The organism is Holdemanella sp. DFI.5.55, assembly GCF_020593575.1.
Taxonomy (GTDB): domain Bacteria; phylum Bacillota_I; class Bacilli_A; order Erysipelotrichales; family Erysipelotrichaceae; genus Holdemanella; species Holdemanella hominis.
Genome location: NZ_JAJDMK010000002.1, coordinates 23,756 through 39,558, shown reverse-complemented (window position 1 = coordinate 39,558; position 15,803 = coordinate 23,756). Strand labels below are relative to the sequence as shown.

The window sequence follows — 15,803 nt, the reverse complement described above, 5'->3', positions numbered from 1 at the left end:
AGGGTCGCTACTCGGCAGTCGCCGGTTTCTCCTCGCCGCAGAGCGTGCAGACGAGCTTGTCCGGCACGGACTCATCGTAGGCCGGGGAATCGGTGACCTCGCGTGTGAAGCCCTCGCTTACCAGCACCTCGCCGGTGATGGGCACGTTGGTTGAGTAACCGGAGTGACCGGTGTCCTTGATATGCGCATCGGCGATGCCGTCGATGGTCTGCTGGCAGTCGTTGCACACGGTGTGGTAGCTGGTCTTGGTCTCGTAGACCGGTGGGACGTTCTCGGTGTGGGTCACCGCGTCGTGATGCACCGTCTTGTAGGTGACCGTCCAGTCGTGCTCGCAGGGCTTCTCGCCATCGACTTGCTCCTGTTGGCCGGTCGGGGTGCCGGAGCCGGGAGCTGCGGGCGTGCCGCCTTGCCTGCCGGACAGGTAGATGCCGCCGGTGATGAGACCGGCGACGAGCAGGGCACCCGTCGCGATACCGACGAGGATGCGACGCTTGGCCTTGGCCTCACGGTCGGCGGGGGTCTGCGGTTTCTCTCCGTCGTTCAGACGGTTCTTGTCATCCATGGGTGTCCCCCTTTCTGGGATAGGGCGGGCGCTCCCCATTTACATGGACGGAGCACCCGCAGCATGTGCAGTAGGTTAGGCCTCGGAGTCGCCCGAGACATCCCCGTTGTCAGTGTCGCCGCCTTCATCGACTGCGGCATCCTCGGCCTTCGCGGCGCGGCGGTTCTTGATGCCGTAGTAGGCGCAGCCGCACGCGAGCACGGCGAGTGCCGCGATGGAGACCACGATGAAGAAGTCGTTGCCGCCGGTCTTGCCGAAGAACCCGCCGGGAGGCGTGGTGGTCACGGTGACCGTCTGCCCCTCATCGTCGATGTCCTTGTGCTCGGCGACCAGAACCTCGGTGGCCTCGTTGCCCTGTTCGGTCTGCTTGTACAGCTCCTCGAACACCACGAGGTCGTGGCCGTCGAGGGAGGAGGCGTCGAACTTGCCGAGGTCGATGTCGATGGTGCCGTTCTGGCTGTTGGGCGTGAACTTGAGTTCGGCGGTGACGTGCTGGTCGTTGATGGACAGCATCTCGCCGGTCTTCTTGTCCATAAGCGTCGCCTTGAGGGTGTATTCCTTGCCCGGAATCAGGCCCTCGTAGGTCACGCGGTCGGTGATTACCGCATCCTTACCGGCCATCAGCGTGTGGTCGCCGTCGGACTTGTCCGTGGCGGTGGTGCCGATGACGGTGGGCACGAGGTTCACGGTCTGCTCCTCGGAGTCGAGGTCGCATTCGGAGGCGACGATGACGGGGGCGGAACCCTCCTCATCCGCGACCGCGTTCTTGGACATGACCTCGAACACCACGATGTCCTTGGTCTCGCCGCCGAGGCGGTCGATGACATCGTTGGCGTTGAAGTGGAAGTCCATGGTCACGGTGCCGTCGTACTTCTCCGGGGTGAACTCGGCGGTCTGGTAGACCAGATGGGAGATGAGGTCTTCGTTGTCGGCGATGAACTTGCCGAGGGCATCCATGTCGATGGACACCGGCAGCTCGCCGGTGGCGGAGTAGTTGAGCACGATACCGGAGTCCTTGAGCACGGCCACGTCGGAGATGGCTTTCTTCTGCTCATCGGTCAGGGCATCGTAGCCAACCTTGCCGGATGCGTCCACGGTGGCGGAGGTCAGGCCGTCCTCATCGGTCTCATAGGTGGTGTCGATGACCTCGAAGGTGCCGTCCGCATGGACGCGCACGGTCTGGGACTTCTTCACCGAACCGTCCTCGGCGGTCTCATCGGAGACCACGATGTCGGCGATACCCTCATCCTCATCCTGCGCGGAGAGTCCGAGCACGTCGAGGAGCTGCTGCATGAACGCCGCGACATCCGCCTCGGTGTACTTCTCGCTGCCATCGCCCGTGAGGATGGGAAGGCCGGTCTCGGCATCCATGAGGATACCGGTCATGGTGTAACCGATGCCGGTCAGGGCGTTCTCGTAGGCCACATCATCGGTGATGGTGGTCTCCGCATCCGCGATGACGTTCTTGTCCCCATCGAGGCCGTCGGTGGCCGTGGTGGAGATGCCCGTCACATGGGCGGTCGTGGTCTGCTTGCCGTCCTCGATGTCGGCGTGGGCCACAAGCTCGACGCCGTTCTTCTCAAGGCTCTCGAATGCGACCATCTCGGTGTCCTGCGGGATGCCGGTGGAGTCGAAGGTGAAGGTCACCTCGACCTTGCCGTCGCTCTTCTCGGGCGTGAAGGTGGTCTCTGCGGTGACGGGCTTGCCGTCCACCTCAAGAGCCTTCTCCGTGACGTTGCCCTCCTCGTCGGTCACCTTCACATGGAGGCTGCCCTTCAAGGTGTAGGTCTTGCCGGGGATGACGTTCTTGTACTCCACGGTGTCGATGACCGTGGTCTTGCCGTCGGTCACGACGTTCTTGTCGCCGTCATGGCCGTCCAGCGCGGTAGTGCCGATTTGCGGACGGGTGACCGTGGTGGTCTGCTTGCCGTCCTCGATGTCCGCATGGCTGGCGATTTCAACGCCGGTGCGCTCAAGGGACTCGAAGACAACGATGTCCGTCTTGTCGGCGATGGCGCGGGAGTCGAAGGTGAAGGTCACCTCGACCTCGCCGCTGGCGGTCTCGGGTGTGAAGGTGGTCTCAGCCGTCACCGGCTCGCCATCCACCTCAAGAGGCTCCGCTGTGAGGTTGCCGTCTTCATCGGACTTCTTCACCTGCATGGAACCCTTCAAGGTGTATTCCTTGCCGGGGATGAGGCCGGAGTATTTCACGGTGTCCACGATGACCGTCTCGTCATCGGTGACGATGTTCTTGTCGCCGTCGATGCCATCCAACGCGGAGGTGGTGATGAACGGGTGCTTGACCGTGACGGTCTGCGCCTTATCCTCGATGTCCGCATGGGCGGCGATTTCGACGCCGTTCTTCTCAAGGGACTCGAAGGCCACGATTTCCGTGTCGTGGGGGATGGTCAGGGAGTTGAAGTGGAACACCACATCGACCTTGCCGTCGGCCTTCTCGGGCGTGAAGGTGGTCTCAGCGGTGACGGGCTTGCCGTCCACCTCAAGGGGCTTCTCCGTTACCTTGCCCTCCTCATCGGTCACCTTCACATGGAGGGTGCCCTTCAAGGTGTACTCCTTGCCGGGGATGAGGCCCGTGTACTCCACGGTGTCGATGACCTCGGTGGAGTCATCGGTGATGACGTTCTTGTCGCCATCCGCGCCATCCACGGCGGTGGTGCCGATTTCAGGATGGGTCACGGTGACGGTTTGGTTCTTATCGTCGATGTCGGCGTGGGACGCAATCTCAGTGCCGGAGCGTACAAGGCTCTCGAAGACCACGATGTCCGTCTTGTCCTCAAGGTCGCGGGAGTCGAAGGTGAAGGTCACCTCGACCTTGCCGTCGGCCTTCTCGGGCGTGAAGGTGGTCTGGCCCGTGACGGGCTTGTCGCCCACCATCAGGGGCTTGCCGTTGCTCTTGGAGTGGAGCTTGCCGTTCAGGGTGTACTCCTTGCCGGGGACGAGGTTCCGGTACTCCACGGTGTCGATGACCGTGGCCACATCGTCCACGACCACATCCTTGTCGCCGTCGATGGCATCGCGTGCGGAAGTCGAGATTGCCGGGGCGGTCACGGTGACGGTCTGGTTAACGTCCCCGATGTCCTCATGGGTCGCGAGCACGTTGCCGCCGCGCTCAAGGGACTCGAACATGACCAGCTCGGTGCCGGGTTCGATGTCGCGGGAGCTGAACCGGAAGGTCACGTTGGCGGTGCCGTCGGACTTCTCGGGGGTGAAGGTCGTCTCCGCCTTGACGGGCTTGCCGCCGACCTCAAGGGGCTTCGCCACGGGCTTGCCATCTTTCTCGGCCTTCACCTGCATGGAACCCTTCAAGGTGTACTCCCTGCCGGGTACGAGGTTTTCGTATGCCACGGTGTCGATGATGACTGTTTCGTCGTCAGTGACGACGTTCTTATCCTTGTCGATACCGTCCAGCGCCGTGGTGGAGATGCGAGGGTTGCGGACGGTGACCGTCTGCCCCTCATCCTCGATGTCGGCGTGGGACGCGAGTTCATGGCCGTCGTGCTCAAGGGACTCGAACGCGACGAGGTGCGTCTTGTCCTTGAGAGAGAGGGAGTCGAACGTGAAGGTCACGTCCACGGTGCCCTCGGCGCTCTCGGGCGTGAAGGTGGTTTCAGCCGTCACGGGCTTACCGTCCACTTTCAGAATTTCCTCGGTGACCTTGCCCTCATCATCGGTCTTCTTGATGTGCAGGGTGCCCTTGACGGTGTACTCCTTGCCGGGGATGAGGTTCTTGTAGGCCACACGGTCGGTGACGGTCGCCTTGTCGTCAGTCGCCACGTTCTTGTCGCCGTCCGCGCCATCCACGGCGGTGGTGCCGATTTCCGGCTCGATGACGGTCACCTGCTGGTTCACGTCGGACTTATCGGTGTGCTCAGCGATGAGGGAGCCACCATCATCGTACAGCTTCTCATAGACCGTGATGGTCTTGCCGCCGAGGGCGATGGTGTCGATGGTGAACTCCACGACCTCGAACCCGGTGGGGGACTGGGCCGTGAATCGCTTCTCCACGGTGATGGGGTGGCCGGAGGCGTCCAGCAGGACATCGCCGGTCGCGGAGTCGTGAAGCTCCGCCGTCAGCTTGTAGTCGCGGTTCGGGAAGAGGTTGGCGTAGGTCACCTTGTCGGAGACCTTGACCTCCCCCATGCCGACGAGGGAATCGCCGTCCATCGGGTCGTAGGCCTTGGTGGTGATGGACGCCTTCACGTCGGTGAGGGTGCCGAAGTCGTACACCTTGCCGTCGCGGCTCACGATAACCGTGGTCTCGATGAGCTGATAGCCCTCGTTGGCGGTGCAGCGCAGCTCCTCGATGAGGTAGGTGTCGTAGGGCAGTGCGCCCTTGGAGTCATCCGGCGTGGTGCCGCCGAACCAGACGCCTGCGGTGGCGTCCAGCTTGGAGCTGTCGATGACACCCTCGGCATCAAGCGCCCAGTCGTTGGCGTTAGTCTCATGGGTGTGCTTATTCCAAGAGGAGGCGGAGGAGAAGTAGCCGTTCTCATCCGTCACGACCACATGGCTCTCGCCGGTGGTCTTGGAGGTGAGTTTGAACGCGACGCCCGCGAGACGGTCCTGACCGTCCTCGCCCTTCTTGGTGAACTCAAGGTCGCTGCGCATGACCTGATTCTCGAACGCCCCGTCGAATGGGTTGACCAGAGCGCCGTCCTTGGAGATGCGGAACCGGTGCTCCTCGCCGTCGGTGAGCAGGTAGCCCTCACCGGCCTTGACCTCTTGGATGGAGTAGAGGCCGAAGGGGAGCCACTGCGCATCGGAGGACACATGGCCGTCCTCGATGGTGAGGAGGGGCTGGATGACCTGACCCTTGGTGTAGGTCACGCCGCCCACGATAACGGGCTTGTCGTTGAGGCTCTTGACTTGGAACTGGGTCCCGTCGAGGGACGCGCCGCCGAGCGGGTCGCCGGTGCCGGTCTCGATGTCGTGCTTGGTTATCTCCACACCGCCGCGAACGATGTCGTCCTTGGCGTTGAAGGAGTACATCTTACCGTCCTCAGAGACCGTCACTCGCATCTCGTTGGAGGTGTTGAGGTAACCGTCGTTGGTGGCCGTCTCGCGGATGATGTAATCGCCGTAGGGGAGGGTGTCGGCACCGGTGGTGGCGAAGCCCTTGGCATCGGTCGTGATGACCTTCACGGTTTCGCCCTTGGCGTAGGTATTGCCGTCCACCTTCACGGCGTTCTCGTTGTCGTTGATGATGGAGAATGCGATGCCCTCAAGGGATGCTCCACCCTGCGGGGTCTTACCGGTCTCGGAGTCGAGCTTCTGCACGGACACGCCGCCGCGCTTCACGGATTCGGGAACTTTTGGAGCGTTAAAAGTGATAACTGCATCCAGAGGATTCTCTTGAATCTTCTGGAAACTCACATCGGAGTTCAGCTTGTAGCCTTCGGGAGCCTTGGACTCATAGATGGCGACAGAACCACGAGGAATGGTGATGACATCATTTTCATAGAAGAAATCATCGCCGGATACAAATGAGTTTTCATCAAGGCGGGCGAAACCATTTTCATTAGTACGGACCACCCAAGAACGGGTCGGTTTCACACCGGCCTTCTTGATGGCATCGTAGCTGTCGTAATCCACGGTATCGAAGTACTCGATGGTGAACTCGGCACCCTCAAGGGAGGCGGAACCTTGCGGGAGGTTGTTGGCGTTGTACTCCTTATCGCCGTCATACTTTCCGACAAGGATGCTCATAGGGTCACTGGCAGGCTTATCGCTCACCTGAGCGGTCGTCTGCTGGCCTCCGCGCACTGTGACCTGCTGGTCGGGGGCGGGCAGATAGCCCTTCGGCGGCTTCGTCTCGCGCACCGTGTAGGTGCCCTCGGGAAGCTCAAGGGTGTTGGTGTCGCCGTTGGCGTCGGTGCGCAGAGTGCCCATGTTCTGGCCTGCGGCGTTCAGCACGGCGAACTCTGCGCCCTCAAGGGAGTAGCAGTCGTTGCCGTTGGTGATGGATGCGTTGGCGCTGGCCTTGTGGATTTTCAGCTTGCCGGAGCCGATACGCCAGCGGATTCTAAAGAAGCCCGCACCGGCCTGAGTCATCGCCGTGGGGACGGTGACGCCGATGACGGCCTCGTTGCCGGATACGGAGAACACGCGGATGTGCTGGCCGTGGTTGTTGTCCTTATGGGCGGTGTCGTTGTAGCCGGGGTTGCTGTTGAAGCTCGGGTCTACGCCGATATGGCCGCAGGTGAGGGCTACACGCGCCTCGTTGCCGATTTTCACCCAGCCGGTGTCCTGCGCCCAGATTTCGGAAGTCCACTTGATGGAGTAGTTACCGGCCTTGAGGGCGTTGAGGTTGACGGGCTGCCAGCCCATGGCCTGATTGATGGTCTTGTTCTCGTACCTGCCTCCTGCGGGGTTCTCGACTGCCGGGAGCGTGTAGCCGGGGCGGGTCTTGCCGGAATAGCGGTTGTGGCCCTTCGTGACGAAAGTCGCGCCCACGGTCGGTGCGGTCTTGAACTCCCAGGTTCCAATCTCGTTCACGCTCATGCGAGGCTCGGGCATACGGAAGAACGATGCGACATCCTTGCCGAAGCCATCGGACATCTTCACGCTCATCGCGTGGATGCCAGCCGGTGCCATGGCGAACTCCAACGCACCGGTCTCGGAGTCGTACTGCCACATGCCCATATCCGGCGTGTACTCGATGCCGTTGACCGTAACGCTGTCGATGGTGCGACCGTTCACGGCCTTGCGGGCTTCGCCGTCGTTGGCGATGACGACCTCGGTGGTCGGGGAGGTCGCGGGGACCGTGACCTTGCCCTTGCCGGATACATCGCCGGACACGCCATCGGAGGTCGCGTCGAAGTCGAAGGTGGCCTCCGCGTTCGCGTCCTTGGCGGTGTAGAGGAGCTGGATGCGGGAGGAGGCGACCATGGGCTTGCCGCTGTCGTCCTTCTCGGTGTAGCTCTTCGGCACGTAGACGAGGCCGGTGGCGTCGTCCACGATGAATCCATCGCGCATCTTCGCGTCGGCGTTGTTCTCGGCAGCGCCCCAGTCGGTGAGCTTGGCATCTGTGATGTCCGCACCGGCCCAGCCGACATAGTAGTCGGAGTCGGGGTCCGCCTCGAACAGGACGGCGTGGGAGACGGCTTGGGACATGAGGGCGTCCCAGTGCTCGGAGAAGCCGTCGCCGTTGTCATCCGCCCAGAGGCTATCGAGCGTCGCGTCGGGCAGCTTGGAGCCATCGACCACGGATGTGGTGACGGTCAGCACGTCGGCGCGGGCAAGGTTATCCGATTTTCCGACGTACTTTGCATCCGCGTTCTTTCGGATGTAGTCCTCGACGCTCTTGACGGCTTTTCCCTCATCGACATCAGCTGCCTTGAGGGGAGCGGAACCGAGGGAGCCGTTCTGGTAGAAGGTGGATGTGACGATGGTGTCGCCCTCGACCGTGAAGGTGGCCTTGCCGTCCTTGACATCGACGGCCTTGCCGTCCTCCTCACCCTTGAACACGGTGATGCCGTCGGAGAAGTACCCCTCATCCGGCGTGACGTTCACCGTGACATCGGTGCCGACCTCGACGGCCAGAGTCATGTCCTCGGTGCCGTCGAAGGAGAGCTTGCCGTGCTGGGTCTCGGAGAGCGAGACGGTCGCAAGCTCCGGCTCGGCTGCGTATGCCGCGACGGGCGCGAACGCGTTGAGCATGGAGCTGGCGATGAGCACGGCTGACATGACTTTGGCGGTGATGCGCTTGCCATCGAGCTTGCGCTTCACGCGTTTAATCTTGCAGAAGATTCGTTCCATGAAAGACTCCTTTCTTGATTGCTTGGTAGTTTGCCTGATTGCTATCTCTAACCGAAGTTGTAGCCGCCGATACCGCCCTCGGCATCCACGTCGGCCTCCTCGGTGTCATCTTCGTCCTCGACCTCGATGAACTCGGGGTCTTGGCAAAGCTCCGCATCTCGGATGCGTCGGATGGCCGATGCGGTGTAGCCCATGCTCTCGGCCACCTCCTCCTCGTCCCATGTCGGGTGGGCGTTCGCGAGGTAATCGTAGACCGCCACGGCGCGGCGGTTGATGGACTTGGTGGTCTCATCGGAGTAGCAAAGCTGCTCCTGCGCAAAGAAGCGCTCTCCGTTGATGAGGTCTTCGCCCTCGCGCCAAAGCAGCTTCTCGCCGTCCTTCTTGAGCCACACGATTTCGTCCAGCTCGTCAGGGGAAACGAGAAGCATGGCGCACCCGACCTTGCGCACGGAGGCGGGAACCTCGACCCCCTCCAAGGTCACCTTGCCTTGGGAGGATGCCGGGTTCCCGTCATACCAGTGCTGCACGAGGATGATGCCGTTCTCCTCAAGGGAGCCGAGATAGAGATTCCAGTCGGTGAGGACGTTCAGCCCTTTGCCGCGATACGGCTCCGAGCACGTCTGCGTGGACGAATCGAACTCCTCGTAGCGGTGGCTCTTGAAAAGCACCTCGACCTTCATCTACCGTATTCCCCCTTCCTTGGACCCTAGCGGGTGTTGGTATGCTCCTCGGGCGTGTTGTCCCCGGCCAGCTTGGCGGAGGACTCGCGCATCTGCTCGGACTCGCCCTTGAGGGTCGCGCCCTGCTCCTTGGCCGCCTCGCGCTCGGCTGCCTTCTCGGACTTGAAGGACTCGTTCGCGGCCTTGATGCCCTTCACCAAGTCCCAAGGCTTGACCTCGAATTTCTTGTACGGGTTCTGCTCATCGCCTGCATGGCCCGTCCAGACCTGAACGGGTTCGTCGGCCTTGAAGCCGATGGTGACCTGCCCGCCGGAGAGCATCTGCTGTTTCATGCGGTCGTTCACGAACACGTCGCAGGAGTAGTGGGAGAGGTCCACGCCGTTCACCTTGGTGCCCTCCGGGAAATGCACGTAGGCCTTCTCGAAGGTGCGACCGCTCTTGGCGGTGTACTCGTGCTGCGTGAGGAACGCCGCTGGAATCTTGACGTTGGCGTACTTCGCCTTCTCCTGCGTGTTCTGGTTCTGTGCCTGTTCTGACATGGTGTTTTCCTTCCTTTCTGCATTGCTGCATTCGCTCTCCACCTCATGGCGGAGGTTGTCGATGATTTCCAATGCCTCCTTGCTATCAGAGACTTCGACCTCAGATACACTGTCATAATCGTTGAAGAGTTGAAGCTCATTGTTGAGGATTTTCAAGGCATCCTCATGGGAGATGGTCCGGTTTTCGAGGACCGCGACTTCTCCTGGCTCGTAGTAATCGCATATATACTCGTATAAACGGAACTCGACGGTATCCGGTAGATATTGAAGCTCATTCGTACTGGTCTCGCCCTCGTAGTCATAATAGTAATTAAAAGACGCCAGTAAGATTTCACTTGCCATGTGAACCATCCTCCTTGCTTGAACATGATGAGTCGTATTCTCATATTCTAGCGCAAGCTCGCTGTCGGGTCGAGGGCGCTCAGCGGTCAGTATCCCTGTGCTTTTCCTCCTTCTCGGCATCCATGTTCGCGGCCAGTACGGCGGCAGCCGCTCTGGCGCGGGCCGATTCCCCGTGGATGAACACGGGGCGCTCATGCACCGCGTTCGACACCACGCGCCCATGCGAGGTCGTCTGGACGGATTCGCGCAGGATGGCATGGCCGTCGCCATGCGCATCGGAACCGTCGTCCGACGGCGTTTGCATCTCATGGAGCGAAGAACTGATGGAGACGGTCGTGTCATCTACATCCGACATCGCGTTGCGGTCGAGTTCCATTTTCACATCACTCCTAGCGCTCATCCTTGCCGGTGGGGTCCTCGGTGCCGCCATTCTTCTCTGTGAGCTTGGCGGATGCCTCACGGGCCTCCCTTACGGCCTGTTTGAGGCTCATGCTCTGCGGTCGCTTGCGGTAATCGGAGATGGGCTTGTCCCCGTGGGAGTCGAGCAGGTCATCGACCTTGCGGGAGTCCTCGTAGGTCGCGCCCTTCATGATTTCGTAATCATGGCCGTCCACGGTGACCACGGTGCCGCAGCCCTTGAGGTCGATGCCGGAGGTCTCCCTTGCGTCCACGAGGTTGAAGCGGTAACCCGCCGCGACCGCGATTTTCTCAGGCTGCTGCGAGATGGCGGGGGAGGGCAGGGGCGACTCATTGAGCCAACTATCATAGACCTCATCGTAGGTGTATCCATAGCGGTTGCACAGCTCCTCGAAGATGCGCTCGCGCAGGAGGGAGTCCGCTGTTTCGCCGAGAGCGGTGTAGAAGCCGTCCCCCGTCGGTATAGCCGCGATGGCATCGTCGAATGTGAGGCTCGGGTTGATTCCCACTGCCAGCTCATCATTGGGGAAGGCGAGCATGTACCACTCGCGCACGTTATCGGTCTGCTTGATGTCGAGCGCTCCCATGGCGCTCGCGAGGCCGTCGTGGCCCGACATGTCCAGCCATCCCGCGCCGGATGGCGACCACCTGCTCGCGATGAGTTCTTCCACTGAATCGAAAGACGCAAGCTCATGGTCGAAGCGGCGGGGGAGGCTCGGGTCAGCGAGGATGTCTTGGATGTCCATGACATCTGAATCGACCGTCACGTCGGCGTTTTTGCCGATGAGCGATGCCAGCGCGTAAGGTGTGTAGCCGTAGTAGGCCTCGATACGGGGAGATGTCTGCTCCAAGAGGAAGCTGGCGATGACGATGCCGCGCTCGGGATTGTAGTATGCACCGCCGTTCTCCATCGTCTCATTGATGTCGAATGGGATGCCGGTGAGGGAGTTTGTTCCGCCGTGGTGCTCTTCGTTCAGAACGGCGAGATAGCGCTTGAAATCGTCATGGTAGTCGCTCTTGACGGTGCTGTTCAGCTCATCGTAGATTTCATCCACGACCATATCGACGTTACGGGAGTTCATGCGTATGTATTCATCCGGCGGGATGTCCGTGGTGTCCACATGGTAGAACCAGCCGTTACCGATGGCGCACACCGTCTTCCAAGGGTCGTTCGGGTCGGGATTCGCCTCGAAGCGGATGACCCCGTGCTCGATTCCCGCGCGAATCATGTCCTTCGTGATGACATCGTTTTCCAGAGAGGCGAACCCACGGTCTGAGGTCCACGCATCGAACACGTCGCTGACGGTGAGGTTCACGCCTCTGGTCGCTTCGAGGTCGTTCTGGTAGTAAGTCAACTCGGCCATCAGCTCATCGAGACTGTGCCCGTGCTCAATCATCCATTCGAGCTGGTAGCGCTCGTAATCGGTGAGCATGTCGCATCACGTCCTTTCCTTACCGGGCATCCTGCCCGATGTCATGTTTTCCCGCGCCATCCGCCATTTCGGCTGACGCGGCTTTCATGGCTGTGGCTTCTCCCTTGACGGTGATAGGGTCGTTACCGGCATTCCGCGCGTTGTGTAACTGGTGACACTCGATTGCCCTGTCGAAGCTGCCCGGTTCGGTCGCATCGAAGCCGCGCAGATGCGTATTGCGGATGCACTTAATGGGGCACACCTGCTCATGCCCGAGGCGGTCGATGTAGGAGAGGACGCGGTTGCCCTTGCGGTTGATGCGCTCCTCGCAGCACTCGGGGTGCTCATGGGCGAACGCGGCCACAGTCTCGGCATCGAATCCATGCTCTTCTTGGTATGCGATATGACGGTCCAACCGCTCGATCTCCGCGGCCCGCATGGTCTCGCGCTCGGCCCTCTCCTCCTCGATGGCCCGCCGCTCCGCCGCGCGGCGCTCCTCGCGCTCTGCGACCTCGGTCGGGTTCATCGGTCGAAATGACCCGCAGACCGCATCCTCATCGAGCTTGTAGAAATCCGTCTCGTTGAAGAACTTGGAGGTGTGGTGCCACGACGATTCGTAGAAGAACCGCTCGAACACCTCATCCTTGTGCATGCCCTTGAGCAAGTCGGGGTCGAAGAGCATGTCGAACTCATCGCAATAGGATTGGATGGCCGCGACCATGGCCTTTTTCGTCCATTTGCTCTTCGGCATCTCGCCGTCCTCGTAAGCCTCAGCTGCGCGTCGCGACATCGAGTAGCCGATGTACCCGGAGTTCACATCCATCATCGGAGACCCTAAGAGAGGTCTGGGGTGAAGGAAGGCTGGCACTCATCCTTGCCGTCGGGTGCATCGGTGCCGCCGTTGGCGGAGAGCGCCTGAGATGCCCTGCGCATGGACTCGGCCATGGCTTTCAGGGAGATGCCCCTATCGACGAAGGCCTCGGGGGAATCGCCGTCGCCACTGTTCGGCTCGATGTTGTTCACCGCATCTGCAATCATCTCGTTGCCCGTCTCGGCGAGGCGGCCATGGAAATTGCTGAGAATCGGTTCGCCGTCGAGGTCGAGGGCTTCGAGTGCAGCGTCCACGTTCTCATCGTTCACTTCGAGACCGGCTTCCTCAAGGGCAAATTCAATGTCATCGCGGTACCAGAAGTCGGGGCAGATGACCTCCATACCGGGGGCGGAGATGGCGCGACCCTCAAGGTCAGCCGCCGCGCTGGCGAGGGAGTCGTAGTAGGTGCCATGACCCCAGTGCCCGGTCTCCTCATCATAGCCGTGGGCGATGATGAACTCGCGGCTGCCGTCGGCCATCTTGTGCATCACGAGCGCGTCATCGCCGTTGCGGTCGATGGGGACGTGCTTCTCCTTCCACGCGGCGATTTCTGCGGCCTTGTCCATGCCGTTCTCCTTTCCGGGGGCATCGGCCCCATTTTCAGTCATGTGCGATTGCACGGCCTTTCTCACGTTCTCGGGGGTCGCGATGACCCAGCCGTCCTCGGAGGCGATTTGAGCGAACACCTCATCGCGCGGGTCGATTAGCGGAGCATTCTCCTCGCCGTCCTCGATGATGGTCTCGATGCTGTCGGTGATGTAACCCGTGTAGTTCAACCCGCCCACGATGTCCTCGTATAGGTCGAAGTCGGGATTGTCGATGACCGCCAGCAGGTTCGGGTCGTCGAGGTGGACGTATGTATTGGCGATGCTTCCCGTGTAGTTATATTCCCACCAGAACTCGCCGGTCTGAGGGTTGTAGAGGTCCTTGCCGGAAGCCAGTGCCTCCTTGACCGCCTGCGGCGTGTCGAGGTGGATGTCCTTGCCGTCATTCACCATGTCCATGTGCTATCTCCTTGCCTTGTTGTACTTGCCCTTGGGCTTGCTATCGAACATCGGCTCTATCGTACCGTCCTTCTTGAGCTTCGCCTTGCAGTCGAAGGTCTTGCCCGTGGTCTTGGACTTGCAGCCCTTGAGGGGTACCGCCTTGCCTTCGAGCAGGGATGCGACCTGCTTCGGCGTGAATGTCTTGCCGCACCAGCCCAGCAGCTTGAATCCGCAGCCCGCGACCTGTTTCCAAGTCCCGTCCTCCTGCTTCTCGCTCTTGTTCGAGGAGCAGGTATAGAAGGGCTTGCCGGATTTCGCCTTGCGCTGAACCACGTCCGCGCCGCAGAGGGGGCACTTGCCCACGACTGTGGCCTTGGGCGCGATGCTCGCGCCGACATATGCTGTTTCCCGATGCCCGTTGAAGACCTCGATGACGCTGCGCTGCAAATCGTTCACATCCGCCTTGCCCTCGGCGATGTCCTGCTGGATGAGCCACCAGCGGGCGGTCACGTCCGCACCGCGAATCTCGGGCGGGAGGAGATGGTAGAAGGCGCGGGCCTTCTCGGTGGAGCGAATCTTGCCCTTCACGTCCTCAAGGTACCCGCGTTCCTTCAACTTCTCGATGATGGAGGCTCGGGTGGCCGTGGTGCCGATGCCGCCGTGCTCGCCCTTCTTGCCGTCGTCCTTCTGCTTGAGGATGGCCTTGACCTCCGGGTCGGTGACGTACTTGGCGATGGATGCCATGTCGGCGATGAGGGTGCCTTCCGTGTAGGGTTTGGGCGGGACGGTCTCCTTCTCGGTGACGGCGCACTCGATGCGCTCAAGGCGATGGTCGCCTTCGTCAATCCAAGGGTTGCCGGATGCCGCGTCATCGCCGTCCTCATCGGAGACGTTGCCGAACACGGCCTTGAAACCGGCCTCGCGCACGCGCCGCGCGACGGCTTGGAACTCCCCGCCATCGACCGCGAAGGCACTGGAGCTCACATCGTAGGTGGCGGGTGGGAGGAACTGCATGGCATAGCGCTCGACGATGGCCGTGTAGACCTTGGCCTCATCCCCGGTCATGTCGGCCACGGGGGCGCTGACCTCCTGCGGGATGATGCCGTGGTGCGCAGTGACGTTCTTCTCGTTGAACGCCTTGGAGTGGATGGAGTAGTCGAGCGGCCATATTGCCCCGACGTTCTCCATGGCCTGCGCAAGCACCACCGGTGCCTGCGCGAAATGCTCCTCCTTGAGGTACTGGGAGTCCGAGCGGTTATAGGTTATCGCCTTGTACTTATCACGCAAATCCTGCGTGATTTGCTGGGTCTTCGATGCGGAGAAGCCGTAGCGGCGGGACATGTCGGAGAGCAGCACCGTCAGGTTGTAGGGCAGGGGAGGGTTCTCGACCTTCTTCGAGATGACCGTGGAGAAGGACATACCCGAGCCGTCCAGCTTCGCCTTGACGGCATCGAGGACATCGCGGTCGAAGACGTGCTTCTCACCGGCCAACATGTCCTTGTCCGGCTTGAACTTGAACACCGGTGCTCCCGACGCGTCTGCACAGCCACCGGTGGCGGTCAGCTCGTAATACTTCCGGGTGACGTGGTTCTCTATCGCCTCATCGCGGTTGACCACCAATCCAAGGGTCGGGGTCTGCACGCGACCGACGGAGAACAGGCCCCCGAGCCGCTTGGTGGCAAGGCGGGTCTCGTTCACGCCGAAGCACTTGTCCGCCATCTGGCGGGCGTATGCCGCGTCACCGGCAGGGCGGCACTGCTCGTTGGGCACCAGATGCTCGAACGCCTTGACGATGTTCTTCTCGATGTTGTCGTTGACGTAGACGCGCAGCACCTCGCCCTCGTAGCCGAGGTAGTCCAACACCTCATCAACGATGAGCTGGCCTTCATCGTCGGGGTCACCGGCGTTGATGACGCACTCGGCCTCCGGCAAAAGCGAGTCGATGCGCTCCACCAAGTCTTTCTTGTCCTCGGTCGGCTCCTTCGCCCAATCGTCGATTTGGATGGGCAGCACGTCCAACGACCAAGGCTTGCCCCATGCGGGGTTCACCGCATCCGGCTCCACCAGTTCGAGCAGGTGACCGGCGCAGGCGATGACCGTGTACCCGTTGCCCGAGATGGGCAGCCGCGCCGATTCCGATACCTCCTTGCCGCAGATGGCGCGTGCGATGTCGCGTGCGAGCATCGGTTTCTCAGCGATTACCAGTTTCATGTGA

Annotated in this window: 9 protein-coding genes; all 9 read right to left on the bottom strand. The window is 61.3% G+C overall.

The window, feature by feature from the left end; genetic code table 11:
• Positions 1 to 7: 7 nt before the first annotated feature.
• Positions 8 to 562, bottom strand: a complete 555-nt coding sequence (locus tag LJE08_RS00790) for a hypothetical protein (protein ID WP_021420636.1) — start codon at positions 560 to 562, stop codon at positions 8 to 10.
• Between the two features lie 75 nt (positions 563 to 637).
• Complete coding sequence (locus tag LJE08_RS00785) at positions 638 to 8,341, bottom strand: VaFE repeat-containing surface-anchored protein (RefSeq protein WP_227402139.1); 7,704 nt, start codon at positions 8,339 to 8,341, stop codon at positions 638 to 640.
• A 47-nt stretch (positions 8,342 to 8,388) separates the two neighbouring features.
• On the bottom strand, positions 8,389 to 9,021 hold the full coding sequence (locus LJE08_RS00780) for a hypothetical protein (RefSeq protein ID WP_156556555.1): 633 nt from the start codon (positions 9,019 to 9,021) through the stop codon (positions 8,389 to 8,391).
• Positions 9,022 to 9,047: 26 nt separating this feature from the next.
• A complete protein-coding gene (locus tag LJE08_RS00775) occupies positions 9,048 to 9,902 on the bottom strand; it encodes a hypothetical protein (RefSeq protein ID WP_227402138.1) in 855 nt (284 codons plus the stop codon).
• 79 nt (positions 9,903 to 9,981) lie between these two features.
• Entirely contained in the window at positions 9,982 to 10,278 is a 297-nt protein-coding gene (locus LJE08_RS00770) for a hypothetical protein (protein ID WP_227402137.1), read from the bottom strand.
• A gap of 13 nt (positions 10,279 to 10,291) precedes the next feature.
• On the bottom strand, positions 10,292 to 11,752 hold the full coding sequence (locus tag LJE08_RS00765; RefSeq protein WP_227402136.1) for a hypothetical protein: 1,461 nt from the start codon (positions 11,750 to 11,752) through the stop codon (positions 10,292 to 10,294).
• A gap of 19 nt (positions 11,753 to 11,771) precedes the next feature.
• Entirely contained in the window at positions 11,772 to 12,482 is a 711-nt protein-coding gene (locus LJE08_RS00760; protein WP_227402135.1) for a hypothetical protein, read from the bottom strand.
• An 83-nt stretch (positions 12,483 to 12,565) separates the two neighbouring features.
• Positions 12,566 to 13,606 (bottom strand): hypothetical protein, encoded by a 1,041-nt coding sequence (locus LJE08_RS00755; RefSeq protein WP_227402134.1) that lies wholly within the window; start codon positions 13,604 to 13,606, stop codon positions 12,566 to 12,568.
• A gap of 3 nt (positions 13,607 to 13,609) precedes the next feature.
• Entirely contained in the window at positions 13,610 to 15,799 is a 2,190-nt protein-coding gene (locus LJE08_RS00750; RefSeq protein WP_227402133.1) for a type IA DNA topoisomerase, read from the bottom strand.
• Positions 15,800 to 15,803: the final 4 nt, after the last annotated feature.

What these genes read in the sequence shown, in the direction of transcription:
- LJE08_RS00790 (WP_021420636.1), bottom strand. Translation starts at nt 562, where the DNA reads ATGGATGACAAGAACCGTCTGAACGACGGAGAGAAACCGCAGACCCCC.
- LJE08_RS00785 (WP_227402139.1), bottom strand. Translation starts at nt 8,341, where the DNA reads ATGGAACGAATCTTCTGCAAGATTAAACGCGTGAAGCGCAAGCTCGAT.
- LJE08_RS00780 (WP_156556555.1), bottom strand. Translation starts at nt 9,021, where the DNA reads ATGAAGGTCGAGGTGCTTTTCAAGAGCCACCGCTACGAGGAGTTCGAT.
- LJE08_RS00775 (WP_227402138.1), bottom strand. Translation starts at nt 9,902, where the DNA reads ATGGCAAGTGAAATCTTACTGGCGTCTTTTAATTACTATTATGACTAC.
- LJE08_RS00770 (WP_227402137.1), bottom strand. Translation starts at nt 10,278, where the DNA reads ATGGAACTCGACCGCAACGCGATGTCGGATGTAGATGACACGACCGTC.
- LJE08_RS00765 (WP_227402136.1), bottom strand. Translation starts at nt 11,752, where the DNA reads ATGCTCACCGATTACGAGCGCTACCAGCTCGAATGGATGATTGAGCAC.
- LJE08_RS00760 (WP_227402135.1), bottom strand. Translation starts at nt 12,482, where the DNA reads ATGCCGAAGAGCAAATGGACGAAAAAGGCCATGGTCGCGGCCATCCAA.
- LJE08_RS00755 (WP_227402134.1), bottom strand. Translation starts at nt 13,606, where the DNA reads ATGGACATGGTGAATGACGGCAAGGACATCCACCTCGACACGCCGCAG.
- LJE08_RS00750 (WP_227402133.1), bottom strand. Translation starts at nt 15,799, where the DNA reads ATGAAACTGGTAATCGCTGAGAAACCGATGCTCGCACGCGACATCGCA.